A 20,781-nucleotide genomic window follows, 5' to 3' on the forward strand; every position below is an offset into this window, starting at 1 on the left:
TGCGTGGGTGATGTCGTCCCCACCACTTTTGACCAGGCGGACACACCTGGCAACCGGAACCGGTGCCTGCGTCAGGCTCAGCCGTGCTGACGCAGGTGCGCTGACATTGCCTTCGCGACCTCGCGCTGGTCCTGGCGCTCACGCAGGGTCTGGCGCTTGTCGTGGGTCTTTTTGCCCTTGGCCAGCGCGATCTCGACCTTGGCCCGGCCATCCTTGAAATACAGCGACAGCGGCACGATGGTGTGCCCCTGCTGACCTGCCTTGGCCAGCATCTTGTCGATCTCGTGCCGGTGCAGCAGCAGCTTGCGCCGCCGGCGTGCCGTGTGGTTGGTCCAGTTGCCCTGGGTGTATTCGGGGATATGCACGCCCTCGAGCCAGAGCTCGCCGTTGTAGTCGGTCGCAAAGCCGTCCACGAGCGTGGCCCGTCCCATGCGCAGCGACTTCACCTCGGTGCCGGTGAGCACCAGCCCTGCCTCGACAGTGTCCTCGATGAGGTAGTCGTGCCGCGCCTTCTTGTTGCTGGCGATGAGCTTGCGCCCAGACTCCTTGGCCACGGTCGTGCCACCTCCCGACGTTCGTATGCGGAGTGTGCACCGGAGTGCTTCCGGTGCGACCTCCCAGGTTACCGGGTGGGAGCGCAGATGCGGAGTCGATTGTCTTCTAGAGCCACTGACGCGGGTTGACCTTGTTGCCGTTCTCGTGGGTCTCGAAGTGCAGGTGGCAGGCGGACGACCCGCCGGTGGTCCCGGCATAGCCCACCAGCTCGCCCCGGCTGACCGGGCCGGTGCCCCGGGCAAAGCTCTCTAGGTGGTGATAGGTCGTCACCAGGTTCACGCCGTCAACGATCCCGTGATCGAGGATCACCTTGTTGCCGGCGACGGGGTTATAACTGTTGGCGATGATCGTGCCGGACGCCGCGGCATAGACCGGGTCGCCGCACATCGCCCCGATGTCCATGCCCGCGTGCAGCTTGTTGTAGCGAAGGATCGGGTGCATCCGCCAGCCGAACTCACTGGTCACCCGCGCGTTGGACGGCCAGCTGAGCACCCCGTTGGACGGCGGCGGCTGTGGGGACGGAGCAGGGTCCGGGGCAGGGGGCGGGTTTGACGGTGGCTGCGCAGGGGCAGGATCGTCGTATTGCTCCCGGCGCTTCTCCTCCGCCTCGCGACGCGCCTTCTCCGCGGCCTCCTGCTTGCGACGCTCCTCGGCGATGCGCTCACGCTCGGCGCGCTCCTCGGCCTCCTTCTTCAGGCGGGCCTCCTCGGCGAGGCGGGCCTCCTCGGCCTTCTCGTCCTGCTTCAGGCCATACTTCTCCTCGGCCAGCGTCTTGAGTTGGGCCTCCAGGGCGTCTGCTTCCTGTTGCTCCTCGACCAGAGTCTTCTCCAGCTTGGTGATCTCCACCTCGAGTGCGGCCTTGTCCTTAACCTGCTGGGCCTCGAGCGCCTCCAGGTCCTTCTTGAGCTGCTCGGCCGTGTCCCGGGCCTCACCCTTGCGGATGGTGGTGGCCTCAGCCTCGGCGAGGAGCAGGGCGATGTCGCGCCGCACCCCGGCCAAGCGGTCCTGCTCGGCGGTCTCCTCTGCCAGCATGGTGCCGAGACGCTCGATCTGGTTGTCCTGCACGCGCATCACTGTGCGGGCCATCGACAGCTCCCGGACGGCGTCTCCTCCCCCGGAGAGCACCTCCAGGGTCACCGCGAGGTTGCCCACGCCGCCGGACTTGTAGGACTCGCGGGCGATGGTGCCGACCGCGCTGCGGGTCTCCTCCTGCGCTGACGCATTGTCCGCCAGGCTCTGCTCGATCTTGGCCTCGTTGGCGTGGGCCACCTCCAGCTCCCCCGCGACCCGCTCCTCGGCTGCCTCTGCGGCGGCCAGGTCGTCCTCGGCGATCGTCAGGTCCAGCTCGGCCTGCTCGACCTTCTCGGTGGTCTCGCGCAGCTTCTTTTCCGCGGCCTGGAGCTCGACGCTCGTCTCGGAGAGCTCGTGCTCCAGCTCCTCCTGCCGCTCCGCGGAGGCCTCCTGCTCTGCTTGCTGCTCCTCCTGTTGGGCCTCCACGTCCTTGATCCGGTCCCGGATGTCATCCAGGCCGAACGCCGGGCTGGCCACCATGAGGCCAGCCATGGCCAGAGCGGCCACGCCAGTCCACCTGCGTCGCGAAATGGTCATCGGTGTGAATCCCTTTCAGACACGGACGTGTCTCCGGAGCGCCAACCAGGACGTCACCACCGCCAGCAGCACGGCGCCGCCGACGAGGATGGGGGTGATGACCCACAGGTCGCGAGGACCGATGAGTCCGATCATGCCGGTCTGACCAGCCAGCAGGTCGGTCAGGAAGCCGCTGATGCCGTATTCGACCATCGCCCAGAGCAGACCGATGGACAGGAGCGCGCCGAGCAGCGTCGCCAGGACCGTCTCGACCAGGAACGGGACGTGGATCGTGAAGGCAGACGCCCCCACAAGACGCATGATGTTGGTCTCGCGCCGCCGACTCCAGGCGGTGAGTCTGATCGTGGTGCTGATCAGCAGGACCGCGCAGAGCACCATCGCGGCGGCCAGGCCGACCGCCGACAGACTGACCGCGTTGAGGAAGGTGAACAGCCGGTCGACGACCTCACGCTGGTCCTCGACGCTCTCCACCCCCGGAGCGCCCTCGAAGGCGCTGGCGACGACCTCATACTTCGTCGGGTCGGTCAACTGCACCCGGAAACTCTCCGGGATCGATTCCTGCGGGATGGAGTCCAGCACCGGGGAGTTGCGGAACTGCTCGCGGAAGCGGTCGTAGGCCTCCTCGTTGGACTCGAACCAGTAGTCCTCGACCAGGCCCTCGAGCCGGTCCAGGTCGCCGGTGAGCTGCTCGCGTTGTGCGTCGGTCACGCCCCCGCCGGCGCAGGAGGCGACGTCGGTCGAGTCCGGTGTGCACAGGAAGATCGAGACCTGGACCTTGTCGTACCAATAGCCCTTGAGGGTGTCGACCTGGCGCTGGGCGAGCAGACCGCTGCCCAGGAAGAACAGCGAGACCATCGTGACGAGCACGACGGCCACGAACATGGAGGTGTTGCGGCGCAGTCCGTTGCCGACCTCGCCGAACAGGAAGCCCAACCTCATGCGAGCCCCTCCTCGACGGCCTCGTATTCACCGTCGGCCTGGTCGCGGACCAGGACCCCGTCGCGCAACTGGACCACGCGCTTGCGGAACCTGTTGACGATGGTCGTGTCGTGCGTGGCCATCACCACGGTCGTGCCGGTCCGGTTGATCCGGTCCAGGATGGCCACGATCTCCTGGCTGGTCTCCGGGTCCAGGTTGCCGGTCGGCTCGTCGGCGAGCAGGATCGGGGGCTTGTTGACCATGGCGCGCGCGATCGCCACGCGCTGCTGCTCACCGCCGGAGAGCTCGTGGGGCAGGCGCTTGCCCTTGTCCTGCAGCCCCACCAACTCGAGGGTCTCGGGGACAATCTGCTTGATGGTGTGCCGCTTGGCGCCGAGCACCTGCAGCACGTAGGCAATGTTCTGATGCACTGTCTTGCCCGACAGCAGCCGGAAGTCCTGGAAAACAGTGCCGACCTGGCGCCGCAGAGCTGGCACCTTGCGGTTCGGCAACCGTGACAGGTCCTTGCCCGCCACCAACACCCGCCCTTGGGTGGCTTCCTTCTCCAGGATGATCAGGCGCATCATTGTCGACTTGCCGGAGCCAGACGCCCCCACCACAAACACGAAGTCACCTCGACCGATCTCGACATCGACGCTCTGCAGGGCCGGCGTGTCGCCCTTCGCATAGCGCATGGTGACGTTCTCGAAGGTGATCATGGCGTGAGGTTTTGCTGCCTTCGTAGTGCGGGACCATCCGGTCAAAGAGCCGCGACCGGTCGGCCACCCTGCGACACGGGGTTGTCTCGGGTAGTTGCCACGTTACGTGTGAGACTGGTGTGAATGCGGTAAATCGGCCGGGTTGGGCGTGGTGTGTCCCCCGAACGGCCCCTTCTCGTGCGATTCTGGGAGCCGTGACACGGGCACCTCACAGGGTGCCGGTCAGCAGGTCGTCGGCCACTCGGGAGGGGCACCATGACGCGAGCGATCACCCGACGATCCGGGAGCGCCCAGACGCCGTCTCGACGGACGGCTCTGCGCGCCGGAGCGGCGTTCGCTGCCGGCGGCGCCCTGGCCCTGCTGGCGGCTGCCCCCAGCCAGGCCGCCTGGCCCACCTTCACCACGGGCGCTGCTGGCGACCACGTGTGGGGCCTGCAACGCTTGCTGGGCGAGCGCGGCTACTGGTGCGGCGCACCGGACGGCTATTTCGGAGGACTCACCGAGCAGGCGGTGTATGCGCTCCAGAAGTCCAACGGCCTGACCCGTGATGCCATCGTGGGCCGCGACAGCCTGCGTGCCCTGGCCAACTGGGCGCTTCCACCGGTGCTCGACAACGGGCCTGGCACCCGCGTCGTGATCGACCTGCAGCGCCAGGTCCTGACCGTGCTCCGCGACGGCGTCCTGCGGCTGACGCTGAACACCTCGACGGGCAACGGTGAGCCGTATGAGTACTACGGGCGCGAGGTCAAGGCCACCACACCGCCCGGTGAGTTCGCGGTCTTCTCGACCTACACCAAGGGCTGGCAGACCGGCCCGCTCGGTGACCTCTATCGGCCGCAATACTTCAACGGCGCCATCGCTGTCCACGGGTCGGACCACATCCCCCCGTGGCCCGACAGCCATGGCTGCGCCCGGGTCTCGGTCGCGGCGATGGACATGCTGTGGGCAGACATCATGACCACCGGCACCCCGGTCCGCGTCGTCTGACCCGCATTTTCATACAGGTCTCGCACGCCCCACCGCATTTTCATACAGGTCTCGCACGCCCCGACCGCCATGTCAGAGCGCTTTCGGCCGCCGGTCACTCCTCGGCGGCGTCGCGCTCCTGGCCACGCTTCCAGCGGATGCCCGCCTCGATGAAGGCGTCGATGTCGCCGTCGAGCACGTGGGACGTGGACCCGACCTCATACTCGGTGCGCAGGTCCTTGACCATCTGATACGGGTGCAGGACATAGGAGCGCATCTGCTCACCCCAGCTGGCCTTGATGTCGCCGGCCATCTCCTTCTTGGCCGCGTCCTCCTCGGCCTTCTTGAGCAGGAGCAGGCGTGACTGCAGCACGCGCAGCGCCGCGGCGCGGTTCTGGATCTGGCTCTTCTCGTTCTGCATGGAGACGACGGTGCCGGTCGGGATGTGCGTCATCCGGACGGCGGAGTCGGTGGTGTTGACCGACTGACCGCCAGGACCCGAGGACCGGAAGACGTCGACCTTGATGTCGGCCTCCGGGATCTCGATCGTGTCGGTGGACTCGATGAGCGGCACCACCTCGACCGCGGCAAAGCTGGTCTGTCGACGGCCCTGGTTGTCGAACGGACTGATCCGGACCAGGCGGTGCGTGCCGGCCTCGACGGCCAGCGTGCCGTAGGCGTAGGGCACCTTGACCTCGAAGGTCGCGGACTTCAGCCCCGCCTCCTCGGCATAGGACGTGTCCAGCACCGCGGTCGGATAGCCCTGCCGCTCGGCCCACCGCAAATACATCCGCATCAGCATCTCGGCGAAGTCAGCAGCGTCCACCCCACCGGCACCGGCGCGGATGGTCACGACCGCCTCACGCTCGTCATACTCGCCGTTGAGCAGTGTGCGGACCTCAAGCTCACCGACGGCCTTCTTGAGCTTGCCGAGCTCGGTCTCAGCCTCGGCGAGCGTCTCCTCATCCGATTCCTCTTGGCCCATCTCGACGAGGGCCTCGAGATCGTCGACCCGAGCCTCCATCCCGGTCACCCGGTCGTGCTCCGACTTCACGCGCGAGAGCTTGCTGGTGACCTGTTGGGCGTGATCGGGGTCGTCCCAGAGGTCGGGCGCCGAGGCCTGAGCCTCCAACTCGCTCATCTGGCGCTCGAGTTTGTCCAGGTCGCTCACATCACGGACCGACTTCACAGTCGTCCGCAGAGCCTTGATCTCGCTGTCGAAGTCCAGTGCCACAAAGAGACAGACTACGCGAGGTGTCCACTGGGAAATGCGGTGCCGTCGATCACGTCCTGCACGGCCGCCCGGAAGTTGGGGCAGGTGGTGATGTCGTGCGCCTGGCACTCGAGCGCGTGCAGGGTCATCGCCCGGGACTGCTCCATGTCCCGCATGCGGCGCTCCAGATCCGCAAGGTGCTCTTCCAAGACCGTATGCCGACCGGCTGACTCTGCGTCCAGCAGCACCCTGATCTGGGCCAGGGTCATGCCGGCGGCCTTGTTGCGCACGATGATCGCCACCCGGGCCAGATCATCGTGCCCAAAGCGGCGCCGCCCACCCGCGTCCCGTTGCGGGCTCAACAGCCCCTGCTCCTCCCAGTAGCGCAGCACGTGCGTGGGCAGGTCAAACCGCTGCGCCAGCTCCCCCACCGACCACGCCGCAAACTTTTCCTCCCGCACTGGACTTGACTTCATGTCTACATGAAGTCACACGCTGGAGACCTTCGCAACCCACCATGAGAGTGAGACTCCGATGAGCACCTCCGCAGCACCACTGACGAGAGCAGCGCACCGCCCCGAGACCGTCGATGTCGTCGTCATCGGCGGTGGCCCGGCCGGGCTCCAGGGCGCCCTGACCCTGGGCCGGATGCACCGCAGGGTGCTGCTGATCGATTCCGGGGAGTATCGCAATGCCGCGGCCGACCACCTGTACAACTTCGCCACCCTCGACGGGGTGCCACCCGAGCACTTCCGCGCACGCGCCCGAGCCGACCTCTCGGCATACGAGACGGTCACCACCATCTCCGCAGTGGTCACGCAGATCGACGGAGCAGTCGGGCAGTGGACGGTCCGGACCGATCAGGGGGCTGCCGTGCACGCGGCGGCCGTCCTCCTGGCCACGGGACTGCGGGACACCCTGCCGGACACGCCCGGGCTGGAGGCGCTGTGGGGTGACGTGGTCGCGCACTGCCCCTACTGCCACGGCCACGAGTTCGCCGGTCAACCCGTCGGGCTCCTCGGTGTCGGCCCCTCGACCCTGCACCTGATCGACCTGATGACACCCGTCGCCTCCACCCTGGTGGTCCTGGCCGACGGCCAGGTGCCGGAGCAGGAGGTGCTGGAGGGTCTGCGAGCCCGCGGTGTCGAGCTGCGCCCGGCGGAGGTCAGTGGGGTGTGCCCCAGCAGTCTCGGGGCGGAGATCTCGCTGGCGGACGGGGACCGCGTGGAGGTTGGGGGCCTGTTCGTCAGCACGACACTGACCCAGTCCACCCCGTTTGCCGAGCAGCTGGGGCTCACCCTGCTGCCGTCGGGGTGTGTCGAGGTGGACGAGTTCGGGCGCACCAGCCTGACCGGCATCTATGCCGCTGGGGACCTGGCCCACCGGGCGAGCCTGCCGATGCCGATGGCTTCGGTGCTGGCAGCTGCCAGCGCCGGGCAGGTCACCGCCTCCGGGATCACGGTCGATCTGGCCTCGGGTGTGCTGTCGGCCGCGGCCCCTGCAGGGCTTGCCGGCTGACCCCGATCTGGTGGATCAGGCGAACTGGACCCTGCGCAGGCGCGTGGTCGGGACGCGGGTCAGCAGCCACTCGACGGCCTGCTGGGCCGACCAGCCCTCGACATAGGTGCGGATCAGTTCACGGGCACCCGCCAGGTCCTGGCCGAGGGTGACCAGGCGCGTCTCGACATAGCCGTCCTTGCGCTCCTGCCCCAGACCGATGTTGGCCATCAGTCCGTTGCACAGACACTTGCGGCCAGCGGTGGCTTCCTCGTCGCCGTCCTTCTTCAGATACATGTGGACGGGCTCGGCGGGGCAGCGATAGCCGACCTCGCCGTCCTCGCGCTCGTAGGGCGTGCGCAGGTAGGACAGGTCGCAGAGTCGGGGCCGCGCCTGATAGGTCTCCTCCTCGCTGGCGGTGTCCTCGAGGCTGGCCACCTTGAACGGGAACCCGGTGGGGCTGGCCAGCGGGTCGTTCTTGACCTCGAGGGTGCCCTCCCGCAGCTCCTCGAGCATCGTGTCGCGGGTGTCGTTGGTGATGCCACTGTCGAGGGAGAGCGCAAACAGGGTGCCGACCTGCACCCCGGCAGCACCGACGGCCAGGGCCTCCTCGACCCGCTCGGGGGTGCCATAGGCTCCGGCGAGCCAGAACGGCAGACCGAGCTCGACCATCTTGGTCAGGTTGGCGTCGTCGCGCGGGCCGTAGATCGGCTCGCCGCGCTCGTCGAGCTGCATCTTGCCGCGCGGCGGCGCACTGTGACCACCGGCCACCGGGCCCTCGACCACGAAGCCGTCGGGGCGGATCTCGGGGTCGCGGCTGAGATAGTTGGCCAGAGCGTCCACCGACACGATGGCCAGGAACTCTGGACGGTGCATGGTGGGCAGCGAGTCGCCGAGCAGGTCAGCGGGGTCGACCTCGATGTGACGCTTGATGCGCCCGCCCAGCACATCGGCGGTGATGCGTCCCGGCCGACCGGCGGAGATCTCGGTGAGCAACCGCGGGATCTCGCGCGGGATGCCCGCGCCCATCAGGACATAGTCGACACCGGCCAGGACCGCACCGAGCAGTGCGGTCGGCGTGGCCATCTGGACCTTCTCGAGGCAGTTGATGCCCACGGCACCGTCGTGCCCCTCCTTGGCGAGCCACACCTCGACGAAGTTGCCCATGACGCCGAGCTCCTGCCCCGCCCGGGCGGTCGACAGAGTCAGCTTGGGGATCGGCTTGTAGGGGGTGCCGCGACGGCGGCCACCAGCAATGAAGTACTTGTCCATGATCCGCGCGGCCATGCCTGCGTCGGGGAAGGCTGCCATCGCCCGCCGCATGTGACCACCCGGGTCACCGTCCTGCAGGCGCCGGGAGAGGACGGCGTCCATCGCTGTGCCAGAGACCACTCCCATCTGGCCGGTCATGGCAACCTCACGGGCTAACTGCCAGGAGGAGACGGCAACGCCCATGCCTCCCTGGATGACGACGGGAAGTGCGGTGGGAGCCACAGGGGCCTCCTCGTGGGTCTGGGGTGCTCGGCTTACGTCACCGTAAGTTTCGCTTGCGTAACCTACGGTAACGTAGCCAAGCCGTTCTGCGCCAACCCGCGGCGCACCCTGCTCAACCCCGACGCTCCCGGGACACGGCCAGGACGGCCATCTCCACGGCATACTCCGGGTCTCTGGCGACGGCCGTCCCGGTCCGCACCCCGCCCTTGACCTCCACGTCCGCAGCGGCGACCGCCTGGATCGCCCGGCCCAGCCGTATGCCGTCCCACCCCTGAGCGGTCCGGCGCGCCTGGTCGACCTGCCAGGGTGCCATGCCCAGGTCTCGGGCCAGGGTCCCCGAGCTCGCCCGCCCGGCGCTGGCCACCTTGCCAACCTGACGCAACTGCATGGCGAGCACCGCGACGATCGGCACCGGGTCCAGTCCCCCGGCCAGGGCGTGCCGCAGCAACCGCAGCGCCTCAGCCGTGTCGCCGCGCAGGGCCGCGTCGGCCACCTTGAACCCGGTCGTCTCGACCTTGTCGCCGTAGTAGGTCTCGACGTCGGTCGTGCGGACCTTGCCGGTGGTGTCCCGGACGAGTTGGGCACAGGCCGTCGCCAACTCGGCGACGTCCTTGCCGACCGCCTGCACCAGGGCGGTGACGGCCTGCTCCTCGATCTGGCGCCGGGCGTCCTTGAACTCCTGCTGGACGAACGAGACCTTGTCGCGGTCGGACTTCACGGCAGGGGCGGTGATCACCCGGCCGGCCTTCTTGAGCACGTCCAAGACCCGCTTGCCGCGGTTGCCGCTCTTGTGCCGGACGATCAGCGTGACGCCCTCGGGAGGGTCGAGTGCCAGGGCGTGCGCGTCCTCGACCAGCGCGTCGTCGGCCTCGTCAAAGTCCTCCACGACGATCGCGGTCCATCCGCCAAAGAGGGAGGGGCTGGCGTGCACGCCAAGCGCGCCGGGCTCGTAGTCGACCGCGGGGAGCTTCACGACGTCGACCTCTGGGTCGTGGGCCCGCAGCGTGGTCAGCACGGTGTCGACAGCGCGCTGGGCGAGGATCTGCTCTGGCCCGGAGATCAGCACCAGGTCGGGGATGTCGGGCTCGCTCACAGCTCCAGCATCCCATCGTCCGCCAGCTCCAGACCGAGCTGGTTGAGCCGCGTGGTGATCGCATCGGGCGGCAGCTGGAGGTGGTCGGCGAGCTCGGGCAGGGCCACACCGGACTCGACACCGTCACGCAGCTCCTCGTCCTGCTCCTGCGTCCAGGCGTGCCCGCCCGTGACGGCAGTGCGAGCGCTGCGGGCCACCGGCGGCGGGTCCGCCACCGGTGCCAGCGCGGAGTCGTTGGCTCCCGCCGTCGAGCCGGTGGTGGCATCCTTCGAGCGCGCGGACTTGCCACCGTTGCCGCCCCGCAGCACCGGCTCGGCAACCGGCAGGGTCTCGGGGGCAATCTGGTCCAGTCGTTTCAGGGCGTCCAGGACCATCTGCCGGTTGCTCGTCGGCCAGAACGGTGGCAACGACTTCTGCAGGAAGCCGGCATAGCGCGCGCTCATCATCCGCGAGTCGAGGAAGGCGACGACCCCGCGGTCCTGGCCGCGGCGCACGAGCCGCCCGGCCCCCTGCGCCAGCTTCAGCGCCGCGTGGGTGGCCGAGACCTGCATGAAGCCGTTGCCGCCCATCCGCGCGATCGCCTCGGACCGGGCCGAGGCCAGCGGGTCGTCGGGACGCGGGAACGGGATGCGGTCGATGATCACCAGCTGGCAGGCCGAGCCGGGCACGTCCACGCCCTGCCACAGCGACATGGTCCCGAACAGACAGGTGGAGGCGTCGCTCGCAAACTGGCGGACCAGGGTGGGTGTCTGGTCGTCGCCCTGACAGAGCACGTTGATGCCGGCATCCTTGAGCCGGGTGCGCATCTCCTCGGTCGCCGCCTCGGCTGCCCGCCGAGAGCTGAACAGACCGAGGGTGCGGCCTCCCGCGGCGCGCACCAGGGCCTCGATCTCGTCGAAGACCTTCTCGGAGGTGCCGTCGCGGCCGGGTGGTGGCAGGTTCTTGGCGACATAGGCGATGGCCTGCTGCTTGTAGTCGAAGGGGCTGCCGACGTCCAGGCCCTTCCACGCCGGGCCACCGCGTCCGGTCAGGCCCAGCGTGCCGCCCACGGAGTCAAAGGTGCCGCCCAGCTCGAGGGTCGCCGACGTCAGCACCACCGTGCGGTCGGCAAACAGCTTGTCCCGCAGCAGCATCGCCACACTCATCGGCGCCACCCGCAACACCGCCCCGCGCATCCGGTCCTGGGTGACCCAGGCGACGTCGAGCTCGCGCTCCTCCAGGACCCGGCCGGCCGTGTCAAAGATCTCGTCGACGGCGACGCGCGCGACCTGCCGGGCGCCGTCGGCCTCCTCCTTGCCAGAGGGCTTGAGCTCGGACTGCAGAGCCCGGGCCGTGTCCCGCACCGAGGTGAGCGCCAGCACCAAACGGTCGGGCAGACCAGTCATCCGGCCCTCGGGCAGCTCGTCCAGCACAGTCTGCATCCGGGTCGCGGCCTCGTTGAGCTCGGCCGTCTCCCCCATGCGAGCAGCGCGCTTGGCCGCGGCCGCGATGGTGCCGGAGGTGAGCTCGTCGGTGATCGTGGACGTGACCCGGTCGACCAGCTCGTGACCCTCGTCAATGATCAGCAGGTCGTGGTCGGGCAGCATCTGGCGACCCTCGAAGGCGTCGATGGCCATGAACGAGTGGTTGGTGACGATGACGTCGACCTGGTGCGCGGCGGCACGCGACAGCTCGACGAAGCACTCCCCCACCTGGGGGCAGCTCTGTCCGAGGCACTCCCGGGCGGAGACCGAGACCTGTCGCCAGGCGCGGTTGCTGACACCCGGCACCAGCTCGTCGCGGTCGCCGGACTCGGTCAGCTCCGACCACTCCCGCAGCCGGAGCACCTCCTCGCCGAGGCGGGAGCGCTCCTTGTCGACCTGCCCGACGGACATCAGGGTGTCCTCGTCCTCGTCGGGGAAGCCACCGCCGAGCTTGTGCTGGCACAGATAGTTGGCCCGCCCCTTGACCAGCGCGAACGTCGGCCGCCGGCCCACGACGGATTGCAGGGCCTCGGCAATGCGCGGCAGGTCACGGTCGATGATCTGGGCCTGCAGCGCGAGGGTGGCCGTGGCCACGACGACCGGCTTGCCCGTCGCCATGCCGTGCGCGATCGCGGGGACCAGATAGGCCAGCGACTTGCCGGTGCCGGTCCCCGCCTGCACGAGCAGGTGCTCCTCGCGCTCCACCGCGTCCCGCACGGCGTGGGCCATCTGGACCTGCCCAGGCCGCTCGGTGCCACCGACCCCCTGGACCGCCGCGTGCAGGAGGGCATCAAGGTCGGCAGGCATGACCCCAGAGTATGCCGAGGGGCCGACAGCGGCGGCCCCACCAGGGCGGCCTGTGGACAAGTTCGCGCCTGTGGACAACTTCTGCGCCGTCGGGCACCACTGTGGTCTGCTGCGGGCATGCGTCACTCCACACTGCTGACCGTTCTGCCGTGCGTGGCCCTGGCGATCACCGCCTGTCAGGGCGGGGAGGTCGAGTCCTCGCAGAACGGCACCCCCACGAGCCTCACGTCCAGTGGCCCGCCACCCCCACCCGATGGCGAGGCGTCGTCAAGCACGGCCCCAGGCGACACGGTGACATCGTCCGCGGCACCAGGCGAGGCATCGGCGGTCACCTCGGAAGCGCAGACTTTGGCAGAGGTCCTCTGGCGCAACGCAGACGTGGTGCCAGCCTCTGACCCGGTGTCGGTTGGCGATGCCCTGGTGCTCTACACCATCGAGGACCAGCGGCTGCAGATCACCGGCGTTGACCCGCAGGACGGTGCGGTGCTGTGGTCAAAGGCAGCGACGGCATCGGTCCGTCCGCGTGGACAGGACCTCAATGTGGAGACGGTCGACGGCCTGGTGGCACATCTCGCCCCCGGCGCAGCGGGTCCAGAGTCCGTCGGGGCACCGTCGCACGTGATCCTGCGTGACCCGGTCACCGGCGAGGACGTGCTCAGCTCGCGCCGGGCCCTGAGCCATGCCGACCTGCCCTCCCCGTGCGCTCACGATGACACCCTGGCCTGCGTCACGGTCCCGGTCGACGAGCAGTGGAGCGTGCAGGCGCTGGCCCCCGACGGAGGATTCGCCACACCTCCGGCAGACGGTGCTGGCGTGCCCGGCTGGACGAGCATTGGACCACTCGGGATCAGCCGGGGAGCCGAGACCGGCACCCAGGTCGGTCGCGTCGCGGACGGCCGACTCGCGTGGGAGATCGACACGACGGAGGCCTTCGGGCCCGGGCAGTCCACCAACACCGGCTGGTCGTTCGACAACTTTGCCGACGACTCGGTCCTGGTGGGCACGATCGGGTTGGGGATCAGCCCGCCAGCCGACGGCGACACCTGGGACATGACGCAGAGTGTTGCGCTGGGTCTGGATGCGGAGACTGGCGAGACCCTGTGGCGAGCACCGGCCACCTCGATCTTCTGTGACACGGACATCACCGGCGCTCCGGATGACCCGCTCCTGGCCTGCCTGTGGAACGAGGGACAGGCCGAGGCCGTCGAGGGTGCGCTCACCTATCAGGACGTCAACATCGATCTCGTGCGGCTCGACCCCCTGACCGGGGATCGACTCTGGCAGGTCACCTTGGGAGCGACCGCTGAGGACGGGGAACCAGCTCGACCCGAGCCACGACTGGTCAGCTCCACGCAGATCGCGGTGGAAGCGGCCGACGGGATGCGGGTCATCGACCTCGAGACGGGCGAGGATCGCCCGGCGACGACAGCGGACCGGCACTGGGTGGAGGACTACGACGTCGTCGACGTCGAGACGCCCGGCATCGGGGACGATGAGGTCATGGTGTCCGGTCGCTATCGACTCCAGGACGGCGCTGGTGACCTCGCGGACGACGCACCGTGGCCGCTGCCCGCCACCATCGGCGTCGAACTGGACGACGGTTCGACCCTTGTCGTGGCCGAGCCGGACGGTCTCACTGCCTACACCGACCCTGTGTCAGGTGGTTGAACCGCGGCAGCAGGTCGCGTCACACCGGCCCCGATGAGCCCCCACTCAGCGATTGGTGATCCCGTCGGGCGCGCAGATGTAGTGGGCGACCATGGCCGTCCAGCCTGTCTGGTGGGAGGCGCCGAGGCCGGTGCCGTTGTCGCCGTTGAAGTATTCGCTGAAGGTCGGGTGCCCGTCCCACAGCGGACCGCTCGGGTGGTGGATCGGGGTGCTGGGCCGCCGTCCGTCCGGGCCGGGCCGGAACAGGGAGACCAGGCGCTGCTCGAGCTCGGTCGCGATCTGGGTCAGCGACCTCCGGTGGCCGGACCCGCTGGGGAACTCCACCTGCAGGTCGATCCCGGCACCGCGGCCATAGATCCGCAGCGCGTCGGTCAGCATCGTGTTCACCGGGAACCAGATCGGTCCGCGCCAGTTGGAGTTGCCGCCGAACATGCCGGAGCGCGACTCGGCGGGCTCGTAGCGCAGCCCGAGGTCGTCGCCGCCCACCCGCACCGTGATGCCGTCCCGGTGCGCCGCGGACAGTGAGCGGATGCCGTGCGGCGCGAGGAACTCCTCCTCGTCGAGCAGATAGCCAACCAGCGAGGTGAGCTGCTCCTGGCTGATCATCGACAGGGTGCGGATCGAGTAGCCGTGAAAGTTGGTGTGCAGCAACGCATCCTGCAACTCAGGACGACGCTCGGTCCATCCCCGCAGGAAGTCGGTGAGGTCGGGCAGCTCCTGCGCCACCCAGTTGGGCAGGATCGCCACCCCCGTCAGCGGCAGCAGCCCGACCATCGAGCGGACCGGCATCCGGTGTGCGGTGCCGTCGGACTCCACGAGGACGTCCTGGAAGAAGCTCGTCTCGGCGTCCCACAGCGAGACGTGGTCGCTGCCGGTGTCCTCCATCGTCTCGGAGATCGCCAGGAAGTGGACCAGGAACTTGGTGGCGACCTCGTCCCAGGCCGGGTCCTCGCGCGCGAGCTCGACCGACATCCGCAGCATCCGCAGGCAGAACATCCCCATCCAGGCCGTCGCGTCGGCCTGCTCGAGGCGCCCACCCCCGGGCAGCTCATCAGAGCGGTCGAAGAGCCCGACGTTGTCCATCCCGAGGAAGCCGCCCTCAAAGATGTTGGAGCCGTCAGCGTCCTTGCGGTTGACCCACCAGGGGAAGTTGAGCAGCATCTTGAGCACGATGCGCTGCAGGAAATCGCGGTCCTGATTGCCGTCGATGCTGTAGACCTGCCACGCCGCCCACGGGTGCACGGGCGGGTTGACGTCGGAGAAGTTCCACTCATAGGCCGGCAACTGACCGTTGGGGTGCATCGCCCACTCGCGGCACATCAGCAGCAGCTGGAACTTGGCAAACGCCGGGTCGACGTGGGCCAGCGGCACGGTGTGGAAGGCCAGGTCCCAGGTGGCAAACCAGGGATACTCCCACTCATCGGGCATCGAGATGACCTCGGCCAGATTGACGTGCTGCCAGTGCACGTTGCGACCGGTGTGCCGATCCAGCCGCTCTGGAGGAGGCGGCGGTTGGGCAGGGTCGCCCGCCAACCACCGGGGCACGTCATAGAGATAGAGCTGCTTGCCCCACTGGAGCCCCGCGAAGGCACGGCGCGCGATGTGCCGGTCCTCCTCGCTCGTCTCCTCCGGGATCACCTCGGCAAAGAACTCGTCAGCCTCACGACGGCGCGTCGCCAGCACCTCGTCGGCGGACTCGAGGACCGGGAGCTGCGGCTCGTGGGTCTGCTGCAGTTCGTGGGACAGCGAGGCGGCCAACCGGAGCCGCACCGTCACGCTCTCCCCCGGGCCGACCTGATCGAACTGCCACCAGAGGGCAGCCTTGGTGCCGGTCGGCTCCGGGTTGCCGGCATCCTCACCGTGGACGATCGACCGGTTGATCGCGTCCTTCGGGTATGCCGTGTGGCCGGCCGGGGCGGCCTCCTCACCATAGAGCGTGGCGAAGTTGGTCTCGTTGTCGCAGAACAGGACTCGCGGCGAGCCGTCAGCGCTCAGACGGACCCGACCCAGCTCGTGGTGACGCGCTTCGAGGACGACCTGCCCCTCGGCATACTCCCCTGCTCCGTCCGCCAGGACGATCTCAGGTCGGTGGTCGTCCAGGCCCCAGGACCAGGTGTTGCGGAACCACAGTTGCGGGACCAGGTGCAGCGGCGCAGCCTCCGGCCCGTGGTTGGTCGCGGTGACCTCCATGACGATGTCGGTGGGCGAGGCCTTGGCGTGCGTCACGACGACGTCAAAGAACCGATTGTCCTGCAGCACACCGGTGTCGGAGAGCTCGAACTCGTCGTCGTCATAGCCGCGGGCGGCGTTGCCGTCGATGAGCTCCTGATAGGGGAACGCCGCCTGCGGATAGCGATAGAGCCACTGGGCATGACTGTGCGTCGGCGTGCCATCCAGCGCCCACCAATACTCCTTGGCGTCCTCGCCGTGGTTGCCCTGCGGGTTGGTCAGGCCGAACAGCCGCTCCTTGAGCCGGTCGTCCCTGCCGTTCCACAGCGCCAGCCCCAGGTTGAGGAAGCCGTCGATGTCACACAGCCCGGCCAGGCCGTCCTCACCCCAGCGGTAGGCCCGCTGGTGGGAGTGATCGAACGGGAAGTGCGCCCAGGCGTCGGCGTCGGCGGAGTAGTCCTCCCGCACCGTGCCCCACTGGCGCGCGGACACATAGGGACCCCACTGCCGCCAGGGAGCGCGGGGATCCTCGGACTCGTTGACTCGCTGCTGCTCGGCATTCACACCGCCGACCCTCCCACAATTTTGATGGAGGTCTCGCCCCCCGCATTTTGATACAGGTCTCGCACACCCAACCCGCCTTTTGATACAGGTCTCGCACACCCAACCCGCCTTTTGATACAGGTCTCGCACACCCCGCCCGCGGTGTGATCGGGGTTTCGTGACCCAGCCCCGCGGCTCAGGCCGAGCGCTGCTGCGGGGACGCCAGGTGCGGGTGGTGCGCCTCGGTGACATCCGGGTGGGCGCGCACGCGGCTCTTCAGGGCGTTGTCGCCATAGACACCGACGATCGGGTTGCTCGCATCCAGGGTGACGCCGGGTGCCCGCGCCGCGAGCTCCTCCGGCAGCGTCAGCTTGGGGAAGACCGCGTCAAGAGCGGGGTTGTGGAAGTAGGGCACCGAGATCCGATCAGTGCCCACCTCTGGGGCCAGCACGCGGTGGTTGGTCGCCTTGAGATAGCCGTCGGTGGCCCACTCGAGCATCTCGCCGATGTTGACGATGAGCGCGCCCTCGATCGGCGGCGCATCCAGCGGCTCCCCGTGCCGCTCGACCTGCAGGCCTGCCTTGCCCGGCTCGACCAGCAGCAGCGTCAGCACGCCGGAGTCGTTGTGCCAGCCCACGCCCTGCTCGGTGCCCCCGTCCACCTTCCCGGGATAGCGCACCACCTTGGTCAGGGTCGCCGGCTTGTCCTGGAACGTGGCGTCGAAGACGTCGCGCGGCTGCCCCAGGGACTCCGCCCACTCGGCGAGCAGGCGCGTGGACACGTCCGCGAGGGTCTCGTTCCACGACTCCACCACCTCCCGCACCCGGGGCAGTGCGGCCGGCCACAGGTTGGGCCCCTGCAGGATCCAGTAGTCCGGCACCTCCGGTCCGGTCGGCACCGCGGGCCGCTCGGGACCGATGTCGATCTGCTCCCGCCAGTCGACCTTGCCCTGCGTGCGTTCTCCGCCGACGCGCGTGTAGCCGCGGTAGTGCGGGCTGAGGACGTTCTCGATCTCGAGCTTGTCGGCCTCGGGCAGCGCGAAGAACTCGCGGGAGACGCTGATGATCTCGCTGGTCAGGCTCGGGTCGATGCCGTGGCCGACGAGATAGAAGAAGCCGTAGTCGTGCGTCGCCTCACGCAGTTGCTCACGGAACTGCGCCGCGGTGGCCGGGTCGTTGGCGAGGGACAGGTCGAGGACAGGCAGGTGGTCAGTCATGGGTTGGGTTCCTTCGGGGTATGCGGAGTGGCTGGGCGGGTGGACAGCTCACCGACGACAGAGGTCGCTGGCGGTGCACCCGAGGTCCACATGCAGTCGGCGCACCAGCGAGACCCGCACCCGAAGAGTTAACACGTGCTAACTGTACTCATCACGTCGCATTAGGTCGCATCTGGGCCTCCGCCCAGGAGGTGTGGCGCGTGGAACCCAACCCACGGCATACGCGTCCCAGCCCCACGGACAAGGGTGACGCCGAGGCGTCCAGTCAGACGGGACTCACGACATGACACAGGTGCTCCTCAGGATGCTGTTCACCCTGCTGCTGACCCTGGGCGTGGGCGGCACCACCGCCAGCCAGGACCCACCACCGGAGGACCCGGGCCGTCCGGCCTGGGCCATCGGGACCCACCTGGCCACGTGGAGCCAGGGCCAGATCCCCGACATCCAGGACAACCCGGAGTTGTCGCTGGGCCCCGTCCTGATCACCACTGACGCCGAGCGCGACCGCCTGCTGAACAGTCAGCCCCTCGGCCCCGACAACGACCTCACGCAGATCGCGGCCGTCGATCTCACGGCCAGTGTCCTCGCCGTGGCTGGCTATCACTCGTGCATGGAGCACGGCGACGTGTGGACCGACGGAGTGGTCGTCTGGTGGGACGCGCAGACCGCAGCGGGCAGCGAGCACATCAGCTGTGCGTGGGCGCCGTTCACGGTCGACGTCACCGAAGTGCCCCGGTCGGCCTTCTCCGACGAGATCGCACTGGTCACGCCGCCCTGGGACCATTAGGACGTCCGGCCAACGACAGGCGTGACTACCGGGCCGCGCTGGCCCTCTGGCCACGCACCGGCCCCAAGATCAGGAAGGCAACGGCGCCGGAGAAGGCACCAACCATCAGCCAGGCCCAGCCAGGAGCCAACGTCGTGGTGACGTCGCCGGGCACGTCGACCAGCTGGCTGACCGTCAGGATCAGCAGCCCGCCGATGCCGACTCCCACGAGCGAGGTGAGCAGCGCCGGTCGCACGCGCAGAAACCACAGGGCGACAGCGGCAACCGGGATCGCCAGGAGCGTCGCCAGCAAGGCTCCGAACGTCTCGCCGAGGCACTGCCCCACGAGGTCACACTCGTCAGTCGTGGGCCGCCACACCAGCCACAGCACACCGGCCAGCACCAGGCCGAGCACTGCGCACAGCGCGATGCTCGAGCTGCCTGGACGAGGGCGCCCCGTTCCCATCCCGATTCTCACCGGGCCACGTTATCGCTCCGGTCGGACTCTCCCCGTGAAGGCGCGAGCGGCGGTCCTATCTTCCCCAAGAACTGGTCAGACGGCGTAGGACCCCAGGACGCCGTGCAGGTCCTCGGCGACCTTCGCGGTCACCCGCGTGCCGTCGGCCGTGTGCTGCTCGGTCAGCACGTCGCCCTCGGCGTGGAGCCGGCTGACCAGGTCGCCCCGGTCATAGGGCACCAGCACGTCGACCTCGATCTCCGGGCGCGGCAGCCCCGCCTCGACCATCGCGATCAGCGCGTCCACGCCCTGGCCGGTGCGCGCCGAGACGATCGCAACGTCCGGATAGGCCAGCTGGAGCCGGTCGAGCACCTCCGGGTCGGCGAGGTCGGCCTTGTTGACGGCGATGATCTCGCGGATGCCACTGGCGTCGACGTCGGCGAGCACCTCGTGCACGGCCACGATCTGTCCCTCGGGGTCCGGGTGTGCGCCGTCCACCACGTGGAGCAGCAGGTCGGCGTCGGCTGCTTCCTCCAGCGTGGAGCGGAAGGCCTCGACGAGCTGGTGCGGCAGCGAGCGCACGAAGCCGACGGTGTCGGTCAGCGTGTAGGGGTGACCGTCGGCGGTCTCGGCCCGACGCACCGTGGTGTCCAGGGTGGCGAACAACTGGTCCTGCACCAGGACGCCCGCGCCGGTGAGCCGGTTGAGCAGCGAGGACTTGCCGGCGTTGGTGTAGCCGACGATCGCGACGGAGGGCACGTGGTTGACCTTGCGCGAGGCCCGCTTGGTGTCGCGCATGGTCTTCATGCCCTTGATGTCGCGCCGCAGCTTGGAGATGCGCTGGTTGATCCGGCGGCGGTCCAGCTCGATCTTGGTCTCACCGGGGCCACGGGAGCCGATGCCCTCACCGCCGGCAACCCGACCACCGGCCTGACGGGACATCGACTCACCCCAGCCACGCAGGCGCGGCAGAAGATACTGCAACTGGGCCAACTCGACCTGGGCGCGGCCCTCCCGCGACTTGGCGTGCTGGGCGAAGATGTCCAGGATCAGGGCGGTCCGGTCGATGACCTTGACCTTGACGACGTCCTCCAGGGCGCGACGCTGGGACGGGCCGAGCTCGCCGTCGACGACGACGGTGTCGGCGCCCTCGGCGATCACGATGTCGCGCAGCTCCGCTGCCTTGCCCGATCCCAGATAGGTGGCCGGGTCGGGGTTGGTGCGCCGTTGGATCAGGCCCTCGAGCACAGTAGAGCCCGCGGTCTCAGCCAGTGCGGCGAGCTCGCGCAGGGAGTTCTCGGCGTCGGTCTGGGTGCCCTCGGTCCAGATGCCGGCCAGGACAACTCGCTCCAGTCGCAGCTGGCGGTATTCAACCTCGGTGACGTCCTCGAGCTCGGTGGACAGCCCCGCCACGCGGCGCAGTGCCTCGCGCTCCTCGCGATCGAACTGCTCCCCGTCAAAGGACTCCAGGCCCTCGGAATAGGTCGGGTCGGCGGACTCTGCGTTGAGGGCGGCGGCCCGCTGGTCCAGCAGTCGGGCACGCTCCGCGCCGGTGAGGTGGTTCATCTCAGTGTTCGTCATATTCTCCTCAGGATCTCACCGTTCAACACCGATGACCACCGATTTCGT

Annotated in this window: 17 protein-coding genes; 4 read left to right on the plus strand and 13 right to left on the minus strand. The window is 68.7% G+C overall.

Going from position 1 to position 20,781, the window contains the following annotated elements; translation table 11 throughout:
• Positions 1–77: 77 nt before the first annotated feature.
• The 4 genes from smpB to ftsE form a co-directional block, all read right to left on the minus strand.
• Entirely contained in the window at positions 78–554 is a 477-nt protein-coding gene (smpB, locus tag NF556_RS13670; RefSeq protein ID WP_252591467.1) for an SsrA-binding protein SmpB, read from the minus strand.
• Positions 555–660: 106 nt separating this feature from the next.
• Positions 661–2,163, minus strand: coding sequence for a M23 family metallopeptidase (locus NF556_RS13675; protein WP_252591468.1), 1,503 nt, complete (start codon positions 2,161–2,163; stop codon positions 661–663).
• Positions 2,164–2,178: 15 nt separating this feature from the next.
• On the minus strand, positions 2,179–3,102 hold the full coding sequence (gene ftsX, locus NF556_RS13680) for a permease-like cell division protein FtsX (protein WP_252591469.1): 924 nt from the start codon (positions 3,100–3,102) through the stop codon (positions 2,179–2,181).
• Positions 3,099–3,800, minus strand: coding sequence for a cell division ATP-binding protein FtsE (gene ftsE / locus NF556_RS13685; protein ID WP_252591470.1), 702 nt, complete (start codon positions 3,798–3,800; stop codon positions 3,099–3,101). The genes ftsX and ftsE overlap by 4 nt, the downstream gene beginning before the upstream one ends.
• Positions 3,801–4,055: 255 nt before the next feature.
• Between ftsE and NF556_RS13690 the strand changes: the two genes are divergently transcribed.
• The gene (locus NF556_RS13690; protein ID WP_252591471.1) at positions 4,056–4,787 is read left to right on the plus strand and encodes a L,D-transpeptidase family protein; all 732 of its coding nucleotides are present in this window, start codon (positions 4,056–4,058) and stop codon (positions 4,785–4,787) included.
• 94 nt (positions 4,788–4,881) lie between these two features.
• Here the strand turns inward: NF556_RS13690 and prfB are convergent, their stop codons facing one another.
• The gene (gene prfB, locus NF556_RS13695) at positions 4,882–6,000 is read right to left on the minus strand and encodes a peptide chain release factor 2 (protein WP_252591472.1); all 1,119 of its coding nucleotides are present in this window, start codon (positions 5,998–6,000) and stop codon (positions 4,882–4,884) included.
• 11 nt (positions 6,001–6,011) lie between these two features.
• The gene (locus tag NF556_RS13700) at positions 6,012–6,455 is read right to left on the minus strand and encodes a MerR family transcriptional regulator (RefSeq protein WP_252591473.1); all 444 of its coding nucleotides are present in this window, start codon (positions 6,453–6,455) and stop codon (positions 6,012–6,014) included.
• 58 nt (positions 6,456–6,513) lie between these two features.
• On the opposite strand from NF556_RS13700, the gene NF556_RS13705 reads away from it, so the two are divergent.
• Positions 6,514–7,497, plus strand: coding sequence for an NAD(P)/FAD-dependent oxidoreductase (locus tag NF556_RS13705; protein ID WP_252591474.1), 984 nt, complete (start codon positions 6,514–6,516; stop codon positions 7,495–7,497).
• 15 nt (positions 7,498–7,512) lie between these two features.
• Here the strand turns inward: NF556_RS13705 and NF556_RS13710 are convergent, their stop codons facing one another.
• From NF556_RS13710 to NF556_RS13720, 3 genes are all read right to left on the minus strand, one after another.
• On the minus strand, positions 7,513–8,970 hold the full coding sequence (locus tag NF556_RS13710) for a nitronate monooxygenase (protein ID WP_252591475.1): 1,458 nt from the start codon (positions 8,968–8,970) through the stop codon (positions 7,513–7,515).
• Positions 8,971–9,082: 112 nt separating this feature from the next.
• A complete protein-coding gene (gene holA / locus NF556_RS13715; protein ID WP_252591476.1) occupies positions 9,083–10,063 on the minus strand; it encodes a DNA polymerase III subunit delta in 981 nt (326 codons plus the stop codon).
• On the minus strand, positions 10,060–12,333 hold the full coding sequence (locus NF556_RS13720; protein ID WP_252591477.1) for an ATP-dependent DNA helicase: 2,274 nt from the start codon (positions 12,331–12,333) through the stop codon (positions 10,060–10,062). The genes holA and NF556_RS13720 overlap by 4 nt, the downstream gene beginning before the upstream one ends.
• Before the next feature lie 117 nt (positions 12,334–12,450).
• On the opposite strand from NF556_RS13720, the gene NF556_RS13725 reads away from it, so the two are divergent.
• Complete coding sequence (locus tag NF556_RS13725) at positions 12,451–14,001, plus strand: outer membrane protein assembly factor BamB family protein (RefSeq protein WP_252591478.1); 1,551 nt, start codon at positions 12,451–12,453, stop codon at positions 13,999–14,001.
• A gap of 45 nt (positions 14,002–14,046) precedes the next feature.
• On the opposite strand, the gene NF556_RS13730 is transcribed toward NF556_RS13725, so the two are convergent.
• Positions 14,047–16,734, minus strand: coding sequence for an MGH1-like glycoside hydrolase domain-containing protein (locus NF556_RS13730; RefSeq protein ID WP_252591479.1), 2,688 nt, complete (start codon positions 16,732–16,734; stop codon positions 14,047–14,049).
• Positions 16,735–16,909: 175 nt separating this feature from the next.
• Entirely contained in the window at positions 16,910–17,929 is a 1,020-nt protein-coding gene (locus tag NF556_RS13735) for an isopenicillin N synthase family dioxygenase (RefSeq protein ID WP_252591480.1), read from the minus strand.
• Between the two features lie 283 nt (positions 17,930–18,212).
• Between NF556_RS13735 and NF556_RS13740 the strand changes: the two genes are divergently transcribed.
• Complete coding sequence (locus NF556_RS13740; protein WP_252591481.1) at positions 18,213–18,716, plus strand: hypothetical protein; 504 nt, start codon at positions 18,213–18,215, stop codon at positions 18,714–18,716.
• A 25-nt stretch (positions 18,717–18,741) separates the two neighbouring features.
• Here the strand turns inward: NF556_RS13740 and NF556_RS13745 are convergent, their stop codons facing one another.
• A complete protein-coding gene (locus tag NF556_RS13745) occupies positions 18,742–19,173 on the minus strand; it encodes a hypothetical protein (RefSeq protein WP_252591482.1) in 432 nt (143 codons plus the stop codon).
• A gap of 75 nt (positions 19,174–19,248) precedes the next feature.
• Positions 19,249–20,733: a GTPase HflX gene (gene hflX, locus NF556_RS13750; protein WP_252591483.1), complete on the minus strand. Its 1,485-nt coding sequence runs from the start codon at positions 20,731–20,733 to the stop codon at positions 19,249–19,251.
• Positions 20,734–20,781 lie beyond the last annotated feature (48 nt).

It is taken from the genome of Ornithinimicrobium faecis (assembly GCF_023923225.1).
In the GTDB taxonomy this organism is placed as follows: domain Bacteria; phylum Actinomycetota; class Actinomycetes; order Actinomycetales; family Dermatophilaceae; genus Ornithinicoccus; species Ornithinicoccus faecis.

Bases quoted from the DNA above. Each gene is read 5' to 3' on its own strand.
- NF556_RS13705 (WP_252591474.1), top strand. From the start codon at position 6,514: ATGAGCACCTCCGCAGCACCACTGACGAGAGCAGCGCACCGCCCCGAG.
- NF556_RS13740 (WP_252591481.1), top strand. From the start codon at position 18,213: ATGACACAGGTGCTCCTCAGGATGCTGTTCACCCTGCTGCTGACCCTG.
- hflX (WP_252591483.1), bottom strand. From the start codon at position 20,733: ATGACGAACACTGAGATGAACCACCTCACCGGCGCGGAGCGTGCCCGA.
- NF556_RS13700 (WP_252591473.1), bottom strand. From the start codon at position 6,455: ATGAAGTCAAGTCCAGTGCGGGAGGAAAAGTTTGCGGCGTGGTCGGTG.
- ftsE (WP_252591470.1), bottom strand. From the start codon at position 3,800: ATGATCACCTTCGAGAACGTCACCATGCGCTATGCGAAGGGCGACACG.
- NF556_RS13735 (WP_252591480.1), bottom strand. From the start codon at position 17,929: ATGACTGACCACCTGCCTGTCCTCGACCTGTCCCTCGCCAACGACCCG.
- NF556_RS13690 (WP_252591471.1), top strand. From the start codon at position 4,056: ATGACGCGAGCGATCACCCGACGATCCGGGAGCGCCCAGACGCCGTCT.
- ftsX (WP_252591469.1), bottom strand. From the start codon at position 3,102: ATGAGGTTGGGCTTCCTGTTCGGCGAGGTCGGCAACGGACTGCGCCGC.
- NF556_RS13720 (WP_252591477.1), bottom strand. From the start codon at position 12,333: ATGCCTGCCGACCTTGATGCCCTCCTGCACGCGGCGGTCCAGGGGGTC.
- NF556_RS13675 (WP_252591468.1), bottom strand. From the start codon at position 2,163: ATGACCATTTCGCGACGCAGGTGGACTGGCGTGGCCGCTCTGGCCATG.
- NF556_RS13725 (WP_252591478.1), top strand. From the start codon at position 12,451: ATGCGTCACTCCACACTGCTGACCGTTCTGCCGTGCGTGGCCCTGGCG.